The sequence below is a fragment of the Streptomyces olivochromogenes genome (genome assembly GCF_001514115.1).
Classification (GTDB): Bacteria; Actinomycetota; Actinomycetes; order Streptomycetales; family Streptomycetaceae; genus Streptomyces; species Streptomyces olivochromogenes.
Genome location: NZ_KQ948471.1, coordinates 172596 through 182527, shown reverse-complemented (window position 1 = coordinate 182527; position 9932 = coordinate 172596). Strand labels below are relative to the sequence as shown.

Below are 9932 nucleotides of genomic sequence, written 5' to 3'. Positions count from 1 at the left end.
GCTCGGCGAGTTCGAGTCGATCTACAACCAGCATCGGCCTCACCGCACCCTGCACAGCGCAGCTCCCCTTCGGCCGCTCCGCGAACCGATCACCGAACCGGACCGACTCGACCACCTCGACATCCGTCGACGCGACCGACTCGGCGGCCTCTTCCACAAGTACGCACACGCAGCCTGACCAGCTCGGACGTAATCATCGGCACCCGCAGCTCGCGGGGATGGCGTAGGGGTGACCAGCAATGCGTGCCGGGGTTCGGCGTCAGACCGCCGCGGCCGCCCTGCGGGGTTTCGGTGCTCAGCGCCGGGCTGACACGGCTGCCGCTGCCGCGGCCAGGATCCGGTGCAGGACAGGGACCGGGATCGCCGGGTTGGTGACCGCCACGCATGCCGTGTCGCGGTCGTGCAGCAGCCCGGCCAGGACGCGGGCCGGCAGCCGCGGATTGCGCATTGCGGTCCAGCGGACGTGGTCCGCCGGGTCGTCCAGCAGCCGCACCGCGTCGGCCGGTGACAGCCGGGGGTCCTCCGCCGCACGGCGGCGCACCTCGGCTTCTGGGTCGCGAGCCAGGTGTGCGACGTCGGCCGACGTGGACTCCGGATCGTCCAGGGCCAAGCGGCGCATCCGCCCGATGGAGTCGTCGGCGTAGCGCAGCAGGCCCGTACGGGGGAAGTTGGGGTGGCTGCGGGGGCGGCCGGGGTGACTGAAGCTGCCGTCCCACCAGCGCCAGACCTCCAACAGCATCTCGGCCGGCGCGCCGTCGCACGATTCGGCGAGGAACAGGTGGACCGTCCGGTCCTCGTCCCGCGCCAGACGCTCCACGACGTCCGGTGGGAGATGCCGGGCACGGGCCACACTGCGGCGGATGAGCGGATGAGACGATACGGCGAGGCGGCGCATCGCGTCGGCGTCACCGTGCAGGTCCGCGACCCAGGGCAGGGTGTGCGACATCGACGTCGGGTCGAAGTCGTAGCGCACCGCGGCGCGCTGCTCCTCGGTGAGGTCGGGGCGCAGTGCCACCGTGGAGCGGATGTCGTCCAGTGGGTCCTTCGCCAGGACGGCGACGCTGTGTGCACTGAGCTGCGGGTTGGCGGCCAGCGCTCGGCGTACCTCCGCGTCCCCGTCCCGGACCAGCTCCGCCTCCAACTCGGGCTCGAGGCAGCACTGTTCGAGCGCGCGCCGGGGCTCGGGCAGCGCGGCGAAGACCTTGCGGGGCATGGGGATGCCGGTGTGGTGGGCAAGCAGCGCCGCCGTGCGCACCGCGTCGTCGGTGTCGGTCAGCAGCCGCTCCCGCAGTGGCGCGGCGAGGTCTTCCCACCGGGCGCAGGCAGCGGTCCGTACCCGGGGATCGGCGTCGGCCGCGAGGCTGGGGAGGTGGTGTGCGGGGAGCCCAGGGAGTTCGGCGGCCTGGGCGCGGGACGGGCCGGCGAGGAGGTCGTCGTACAGGTCCCCGGGGAGTTCGACGCCCCAGGCGCGGGCATGCTCGGCCCAGAGCACGCGCCGGCTCGGCGACGGTTCGGCGCGGACCATGCGTATCCACTGATCGGACGTGAGCTTGGGCCGGAAGGTGTCGGCGGGCCTCGAGCGCACCCGCGGATCGGGGTGTGCCACGGCGGCGTCGAGTACGGCGGGCCGGTCGCAGCCGTGCAGGAAGCCCTCCTCCACATCCAGCAGCCGGATCAGCAGTTCGTCCGGCGCGGCCGGATTGGACCCGATCCCCTCCGCCCAGTGCAAAGGCCATGCCGGCCGGCCGGGCACCGCCGCCCACGCCTCGGCGCGCTCGGCCTCCGTCTCGCGCCCGGCGGCCGTCTCCTCCAGCCGATCCGGCAGCCGGTCGAGGGCCGTCACCCGAGGCCCGTCCGCGCCGGGCACCTCCGCCAGCAGCACCTGCCCGTCGAGGGAGAGCGCCACGAACCCGGGGGCGCCGGTCAGCCCCGGCGCACCGCCGCCGGCGTAGCGGACCCGGGTCCACCAGGAGTCGTTGCCGCCGATCCGGTGCCCGAGGACAGCCACCAGGAACTCGCCGTCGACATCGCAAAGGCGGCGCCACCACGCGGCGTCGAGCGCCTCCCGGGCCGCACCGTCCGGCGCCCCGATTCCCCGTGCGATCCGCCAGCCGGCCTCCGGCGGGAACAGGCTGCCCGGGCGCACGTCCTCGACGACCGTGAGTCCGGCGCGTACGAGTAGTTCGTGGAGTTTCTCTTGGTGCTGCACACGGTCATGATCCCCGCCGGCTCGCGGTGGGACAAGGCTCTCAGCCCAGGCCCAACCGGCCCTCGCCCGCGGACACGTCATTGACTGCGACATCGTCCGGGCGGCCCCACCCGAGCGGCTGGAATCGCCCCCTACTCGAGCATCGGCAGCTTTCTCTTGAGCGGGGTCATCGACAGCGGCATCGGCCTGGGGCACCTGGAACGAGTAGAGCGAGAGGCTCCACCATCCGCTGGTATACCCGCCGTTGATCCGGCCCTGCCCAGCCCGCCTATCGCGGACCCACCGGCCGGCACACCCCCATGACCCGCAGACCAGGCCGGCGGATGGTCGGGGTGTAGCGCGCCGCCCTGAAGTGGAGCGGGTTCGGGTGGGACCGTGCTCTGCGGAGGGAGCACGCTCCTACCGGAACGCGGTGATCAGATGGGGGGGGTCCTCGCTGTCCCGGCGCATCGCCGGACACCCGTACTGGCAGACTGCGGCCGGAACGCCGGCGGCCCGGATGGCGCTGAAGGAGCTCGCCCGGGCAAAGGCGCAGTCGTGACGCGCGGCACCGGCCGGCAGCCTGCCGCCGAGCGGCAGAGTGCGTTGCTGCGCGTCCACCGCGAGTGGATCGCCGCGTACGGGGAGGAACCAAGAGCGCCAATCACTCCGGCCGGGCCCGTCCTTGCCGATCCTGGCGGGATGGAAGGGGCCGTAACCGCCTGCCGGACGGCTTGTTGCCCAAGTGAGCCTGGCGACGTGCCCACCGTACGGCGCCGGGCTTCCCGCTACCCTCGGCCAAGGGCCGCCCTTACGATGATCATCGTGACCACCCGCCGCACTCTTGGCACCGGCCCCGAGGCTCCCGCGCAGAACATCCGCGCCGCCCAGGCCGACCTTCTCGACTCACTGCCCGGCATCCGTCTGCCAGACCTCGGCGAGTTGCGAACCCGCGGAGTCCTCGGAGCCCACCCCACAGCGCTCCCGAGCCCGCGACGAACCCTCAGCGCCGGCCGCACAAACGACGCGGCGCCGGATCCCTCTGGCCCGCTCCGGGCGGGGTAGACGACGGCAGACCACCTCCCCCCGCCCGTGTTCGAGCTTGTGCCATCTCATGAGCCAACAGCCTCAGCGGGGCGGTGCGGCAGGGCCCCGGACGGCCACCCGACGCAGAGTGGGCTGACGCCGACAGCCACATGGAATCCTCAGGGCTGCGGGAAGCCTCAGGGCTGCGATGAGTTCCGCGCAAACTGAGATCGGCATTCTGAAGCTCAGCTCCGTGAGCTCCACAGCTTCGAGTCGTAGTCCAGCTGTCGTACGGCGGCCGCATCGATGTCGAGGCCGCGGGCGGTCATACCGGCCTCGCAGCGCCGGCGCAGCAGCCGCATCGCCCCTTCGTCGTCCGAGCAGAGTCGATGTGAAGGAAGGATGCCTCGGATCGATTGTGACGCCCGACCATCCGCCGTCACAGTCATTCTGAGGCACCGCAAGACACAGCGTCGCAGTGCCTCGGCTCGGTTGAGACGGGACAGCCGCCGCACCGTCGGCGGCCCTGGCGCGTCGGCCCCGCCCGGCGCGCAACACCGGCGAGCGCGCCCCGATCCCCGGCAGCGGCCGCGCCGCCCATCCCGCCCTCCCTCTCCTCAACTCCAGCCAGGGCATGGGCAAGAGCGGTCGCAACGGGGATGTCAGAGGCCCGACCACGCCCGTACGGTGGGGGTGACCTGCACGGATGCGGCGGCGTCGGCGAGCCTCGCGCAAGAGAAGACGCAAGAGAAGACGCAAGGGTTGGCGCAGGAGATGTCGCCGCGCGGTACTGGAGCAGCTTCGCCCCGGCCGACGTCCTCGCGGCCCGTGACGCGCTCAAGCACCACCACGAGCAGGAGATGGCCGACGCCTCCGGCTAGGGCCTGTCGTTTGGATCATCCCGGCGGCGCGGGGTCTGGCACGCACATCTGCGGCGTTGTCGTCGGTTGCCGATGCTCCGCATTGACGCTCTCCTCAGCCGTGCAGCTGCACGCACCGGAGCCCGCTCGGGTCGGCCAAGAGGTACCGCACCTCACAGCCGGGCTGATCCAGTGCTACGCCGCGGAAGTTCCGCCGATGAGTTTTTGGCGGTTGTGCGGTCTACCCGTCGACGAAGGGAGCGCACCATGCGCGAGATCATCGTTTGCACGTTCCTGACGCTGGACGGCGTCATGCAGGCGCCGGGCGGTCCGGACGAGGACGCTGAGAGCGGCTTCGAGCACGGCGGCTGGCAGAAACCGGTGGCCGACGACGAGGTCGGCACGGCCATCTCCGGTTGGTACGAGCACTCCGACGCGATGCTGCTCGGCCGCAAGACGTACGAGATCTTCGCGTCGTACTGGCCGACCGCCGATCCCGGCAACCCGTTCACCCATCGGATGAACAGCATGCACAAGTACGTGGCGTCCCGGACCCTGACGTCCCTCGCGTGGCAGAACTCCACGCTGCTGGAGGGCGACATCGTCGATGCCGTACGCAAGCTGAAAGCGTCCGACGGCGGCAACATCAACGTCGTCGGCAGTGGCGACCTCGCCCAGACCCTCATGCAGCACGGCCTCGTCGACGAGTACCGGCTGACCATCCATCCGGTGATCATCGGCACCGGCAAGCGGCTGTTCGCCGACGGAGCGATCCCCACAGCACTGGAGCCGGTCAGCGTCTCGACGACGAAGGGCGGCACCATCGTCGGCGTCTACCGGCCGAACGGTAAGCCCAGCTACGACAGCTACTAGTAGGACTCCGCGCCACCGACCGGTCTCCTGGTACTGGCCGGCCGTCACGCACGATCAGGTCCAGGACGTCGTCCAGCGAGGCCGCGCCTACCCGGTCGGGTGAAGACGGCGAGATCGGAGAACCTCTGCGGGAGCCAGCCCGTGATGACCTGCCCGGGCTGTGCGGACGGCCGTGGACCGGTCCGTCGACCTATGTACGGACCTGGTCCGGCCGGCTCTGTGTCGCCTTCGTCCGTGTACTCGCGGATGATCGTCGGATGGCAGCTTGCCACCCACATGTGCACCGAACTCCCGCTGGATGCCCTGGAGATGACGCTGTGGCGGCGCGGCATCAAGAAGGGCTCCGGCCTGATTCATCACAGCGACAGGGGCAGTCGACCCGGGGTGCGGGGCTTCGCTGCCCCGATACACGCGACCGCGGAGCCGGCCGGCCCGTCCACGGCCGGTCGGCTCCGCGTCCGGTCACTTCTCGGCGGCGGCGAGGGCGGCCAGTTCGCGGTCGACCGCCAGCTGGTGCGCCTCGGCGTCCTCACGCGCCTTCTTCGGGCTCCAGCGACCTGCCATCACGAAGACGAAGGGCAGGAAGAGCACCTGGCCGCCGACGCAGATCCACCACCAGTTGCGCCACTCGCCGGGGCCGTCCTTCGACGCCTTCTGGACCTCGGGGCCGTACTCCTGCAGCAGCTTCAGCTGCGGCGCCGCCTTCTGCACGACACCCAGGTTCTCCGCACCGACCTCCTTGACGGCGCGGGCGCCCAGCGCGGGCGGCACCGTGGTCGGGGTGTACTTGTTCAGCTCGGCGAAGAGCTGAGGGTGCGCGTTGACGATGGCCAGCGCGGGCGCAGCCTGCACCGAGGCGGCCTTGACCTCGGCGCCGTGCTCCACGAGCGGGGTCACGGAAGTCACCAGCACCGGGATGAAGGCCGCGGAGACGGCGACCACGATGCGCACCGTCCAGCCCCACACCGCCAGGCCCGCCGCGGTCGCCGCCGGGTTGTGCTTCTCCACGGTCTCGGTGAAGCTCGCCATCCAGGGCGCGTAGGCGATGCCGCTGAAGACGCCGATGCCGACGAACAGCCAGGCGAAGGTGTAGTAGTCGGTCGTCAGGTGGGTGGCGCGGGTGGCGAAGACCGCGGTCACCACGACGGAGCCGACCGCGCCGACGATCATGAAGGGCTTGCGCACCTTCAGCCGGTCCGAGAGCAGGCCGACCAGGACCAGGGCGATGGCGTTCGCCCCCCAGTACCAGTTGGCCAGCGCGTTGGTGCGCTGCTCGCTGTAGCCGAAGGTGGTCGCGAAGTAGACGACGAAGTTGCCGACCGCCGCGTAGTACAGCAGCAGGAACACGGCGATGGCGAAGGCCGAGCCCAGAACGTCCAGGCGCATCATCTGCCGCCACTCGCCGCGGCGCACCGCCTCGGTGTCCAGCCCCTTGGCGCGCGCCTCGACCAGCGCCCGGTCCCGCAGCGACACCATGATCTGGTCGCGCAGCGCCGGGGACAGCTCGCGCAGCGCGAAGATCGCGACGACGAAGACGACGAACCCGGCGATCGCCGAATAACGCAGCTCGTCCTGCCAGGTGGCGCTGTCGAGGGTGTTGCTGGTGACGGTGGTGACCACCAGAGAGCCGATGACCGGGCCCATCGTCCAGTACCCCATCGCGGTGGCCCGGCCGAGCTGTGGGGAGAAGTCCCTGATCAGCGCAGGGGTGGCGACCAGCACGATGCCCTCGATGAAGCTGACGAGCGCGAAGAGCACCAGATAGGTGGTCTTGTTCGCCGCGTTCGGCAGCCCGAAGAAGACCAGCAGCGCGGCGATCAGCAGCCCGTAGACCACCAGATTCGCCCGGCCCCAGCGATCCGCAAGACCGGCCACGAGCGAGGCGAAGGCCCCGATCGCGTTGCCGATCACCGAGACCCAGACGAAGTAGCGGTACGTCATGTCGAAGTGCGTGATGATCGACGTCGCCACCGCGTACTGGATGTACAGCATGTAGTACAGGACGACGGTGGTGATGACCACAATCGCGAGATACGCCATGCGGCGACCGGTGGGCGGGTAGTCCGCCAGGTCTCGGCGGTACAGCCAGGCCAGCGGGCCGCGGGCGTCCACGGCGGGCCCATCGGGCGTGGGTCTGTCGGCGTCGAACGCCGTCGGAGTGGCGGACATACGGCTCCTCCTGGGGATACGGAAACCGGGTGTTTGTGTCGGGGCGACGGGAGCGCGCTGCGCCCGGCTCCGAGAGCGTGGCCAGAGGCTAGTACCGACTAGTCGGTACGCCTAGGGTCTGCGCAAAGTCATTCACTCCGTTCATCACCCGGCCGCCGACAAACCCCAGCGAAGCCGTCCAGAGCGACGAGCAGATCCGCAGCCGCACCATGACCCTGCTCATCGCCGGCCAGAACACCACCGCCGGCGCTCCGGTCTGGGCCCTGCACCAGCTCGAACTCCCGCTGGTCTTGGCCGACGACGGCTCAGCAGTGCAGGCGTCACCCGAACCCGAGCGTCCATTCACCTGCCCGTCCTCATGCTTCGTGACGGGCACCATCCATGGGATGTCAGAAGCTGTCCCTGATGCCTGCATGACAATGACTGGCTCTTTCTGATCCTTCCTCAGAGCAGTGCGAAGAACTCGCTGGACATCGCATGGGCCAGCGGCGAGCGTTGACGGAATGCAGCAGGAGAAGATCTGGGACGCCGATGCCGCCCAGCGCTATGACACGCCCGGCTCCGGCATGTTCGCGCCCGAGGTCTTGGGGCCGACCGTGGACCGTCTCGCCCAGATCGCCGAGGACGGAGCAGCGCTTGAGTTCGCCATCGGGACCGGCCGGGTAGCGGTCCCGCTTGCCGGGCGAGGAGTCCCTGTCACCGGCATCGAACTGTCGCTCCCGATGGTGGAGCAACTGCGAGCCAAGGCAGATGAAGCAACGATCCCGGTGATCATTGGTGACATGGCGACCACCGTCGCCCCCGGGAAGTACACCCTCGTCTACCTCGTCTACAACACGATCTCCAACCTGCTCACCCAGGATGAGCAGGTCCAGTGCTTCCGCAACGCTGCCCGCCACCTCACGCCTGGTGGCCGGTTCGTGATTGAGCTCTGGGTACCCGAGTTGCGCAAGCTCCCACCGGGCCAAACGGCCACCGTCTGGCAGTCCGAACCCGGCTACATCGGGTTGGACACCTACGACGTCCTGCGCCAGCACGTGGTATCGCACCACTTCCGTTTCGATGAGACTGAGCAGGCGCGGTTGTTCCGGAGCCCTCATCGCTATATCTGGCCGGCCGAACTCGACCTTATGGCTCAGCTGGCCGGATTCGAACTGGAGACCAGACATGCGGACTGGGCCGGCGCCGCATTCACCGCCGAGTCGCGTTCTCACGTCTCCGTCTACCGAATCCCGACAGCACAGTAGCTCCGCATGGCCGGGACAGATGCCGCGTCTCTGACCTTGCCCCATGTCGGCGTCGTGGTGAGGCAACCGCCCTTTCGTACGGTGGCCGCATGCGCAGGGACAAGGTGCCCCGGCTGAGGCTGCTCGTGGTCACGGACGACGACACGGGGCCGAGGCTGTGCCGGGGGTGTGGTGGTCCGCTGATGCCGTCGGTGAAGGCGTCGGCGGTGTTCTGCCCTCGCAAGATCACCTCATGGATCATGCGGCCCCGCGAAACCCTCACCGAAAGCCAGGACCGGAGGCTGCTGGACGTCCGGCTCGCCTGCCCGGACATCACCCGGGCCTGCGACCTCGCCCGCGCGTTCGCCGATCTCGTCCGTCACCGGTGCGGATACCTACTGCTGACGTGGATCCGCCAGGCCGAACAGGACGCCCCGTCAGGTACAGGGCCAGTTCTGGCTGTCTGTCACCTCGCGCGCGATGCGACGCCACTGCTCTTCCCTGCCGGGCAGGGGCCAGGCCCAGGTCGGCTGTTCCGCGGTGTTCAGGTCGTGAAGGACACGGACGAGTTGTGGGCCGGCGGTGGCGGCGCCGTCCGGGACGGCGGGGCCGTGGATGGCGCGGAGTTCGGCGAAGCGTGCCAGTTCGTCCTCGTAGCAGCCCACGGCTTCCTCGGTGCGCGTGGCCAGGTCATCGCGCGGGACCGTGCGGTGCAGCTGCAGCAGCGGAGGCTCGACGGATTCGGCGACTGCCGCGGCCAACCGCGCGTGACCGTCCAGGATCAGATGGCAGTCCAGGCCACTGACCCACCACAACAGGACGGGTGGGAGTGTCCCTTCACGGGCTTGCTTGCGGTACGCCTTGACCCGGCTGTCGTCGGCATCGGGCATCGGCCGCAGCGGCAGGACCTCCCACGAACCAGCATGGAGGAACCAGTCGATGTAACCGTTTGGATGGCCGTCGACGAGCATCGAACTCCAGTACTCGGCGTGCGAAGCGTGGGCGTGGCGCCAGCGCCGGAGCGGACTCTCGCACGAGAGCAGCCACCGGCCCTCGTGCAACGGGCTGCCCGGCGAGTCGATGAGGTACTGCGCAAAGCGGTGGGCCCACCGTTCCGAACTGCCCGCCAGGGCGCGGCCCGCATCGGCACGCAAGGGCGGGACGAAGGAGCGGTAGCCGTCGGTGCGCCAGAAGTCCACGCCCTCGTGTTGCTCATCGACGACGGCGAGCAGCACAGGCTGCGACATCTGGGAGACCAGCAGTTGCGCACCGGCAGTGAACACGCACAGCCCCGGCTGGTGGCGGTCCTGTACGTCCAGGGACAGGCCCACCCACGTGCCGTCGTCCCGCGTGACATCGCTGCGCTGCATGCCGAGAGCGTAGACGGCTGCTGCGGGGACCCCGATGAGGGTCTGTCCGTCCGACATGGCCCGCACACCCCACAAGCCGGTGATCCTGGCCGAAGACACGCGCGGTGCTCATCGAAGCTCCTCACTCCGTTGAGCACCGGACCAGCTGGGGCGACGAGCGGCCCTGGCCGATTTCGAGAGCCTCGGAGGGCTTTGGACTCGTTGAGGATTCGGCTCTGCT

Annotated in this window: 7 protein-coding genes; 4 read left to right on the top strand and 3 right to left on the bottom strand. The window is 69.7% G+C overall.

The genetic code is table 11. The annotated features are described in order from the left end of the window. Positions 1-295: 295 nt before the first annotated feature. Complete coding sequence (locus AQJ27_RS40410; RefSeq protein WP_067380441.1) at positions 296-2209, bottom strand: hypothetical protein; 1914 nt, start codon at positions 2207-2209, stop codon at positions 296-298. A gap of 412 nt (positions 2210-2621) precedes the next feature. Between AQJ27_RS40410 and AQJ27_RS60280 the strand changes: the two genes are divergently transcribed. Further along, positions 2622-2750, top strand: coding sequence for a hypothetical protein (locus tag AQJ27_RS60280; protein ID WP_268814630.1), 129 nt, complete (start codon positions 2622-2624; stop codon positions 2748-2750). Positions 2751-4341: 1591 nt separating this feature from the next. Next, positions 4342-4947, top strand: a complete 606-nt coding sequence (locus AQJ27_RS40400) for a dihydrofolate reductase family protein (protein ID WP_067380435.1) — start codon at positions 4342-4344, stop codon at positions 4945-4947. Between the two features lie 462 nt (positions 4948-5409). On the opposite strand, the gene AQJ27_RS40395 is transcribed toward AQJ27_RS40400, so the two are convergent. After that, the gene (locus AQJ27_RS40395; RefSeq protein ID WP_067380432.1) at positions 5410-7116 is read right to left on the bottom strand and encodes an MFS transporter; all 1707 of its coding nucleotides are present in this window, start codon (positions 7114-7116) and stop codon (positions 5410-5412) included. Positions 7117-7325: 209 nt separating this feature from the next. On the opposite strand from AQJ27_RS40395, the gene AQJ27_RS60990 reads away from it, so the two are divergent. Together AQJ27_RS60990 and AQJ27_RS40385 are read left to right on the top strand one after the other, a co-directional pair. Further along, entirely contained in the window at positions 7326-7553 is a 228-nt protein-coding gene (locus AQJ27_RS60990) for a nucleotidyltransferase domain-containing protein (protein WP_067380429.1), read from the top strand. 66 nt (positions 7554-7619) lie between these two features. Further along, positions 7620-8363, top strand: coding sequence for a class I SAM-dependent methyltransferase (locus tag AQJ27_RS40385; protein WP_067380426.1), 744 nt, complete (start codon positions 7620-7622; stop codon positions 8361-8363). 416 nt (positions 8364-8779) lie between these two features. Here the strand turns inward: AQJ27_RS40385 and AQJ27_RS40380 are convergent, their stop codons facing one another. Then, entirely contained in the window at positions 8780-9769 is a 990-nt protein-coding gene (locus AQJ27_RS40380; RefSeq protein WP_235613895.1) for a hypothetical protein, read from the bottom strand. Between the last annotated feature and the right edge of the window lie 163 nt (positions 9770-9932).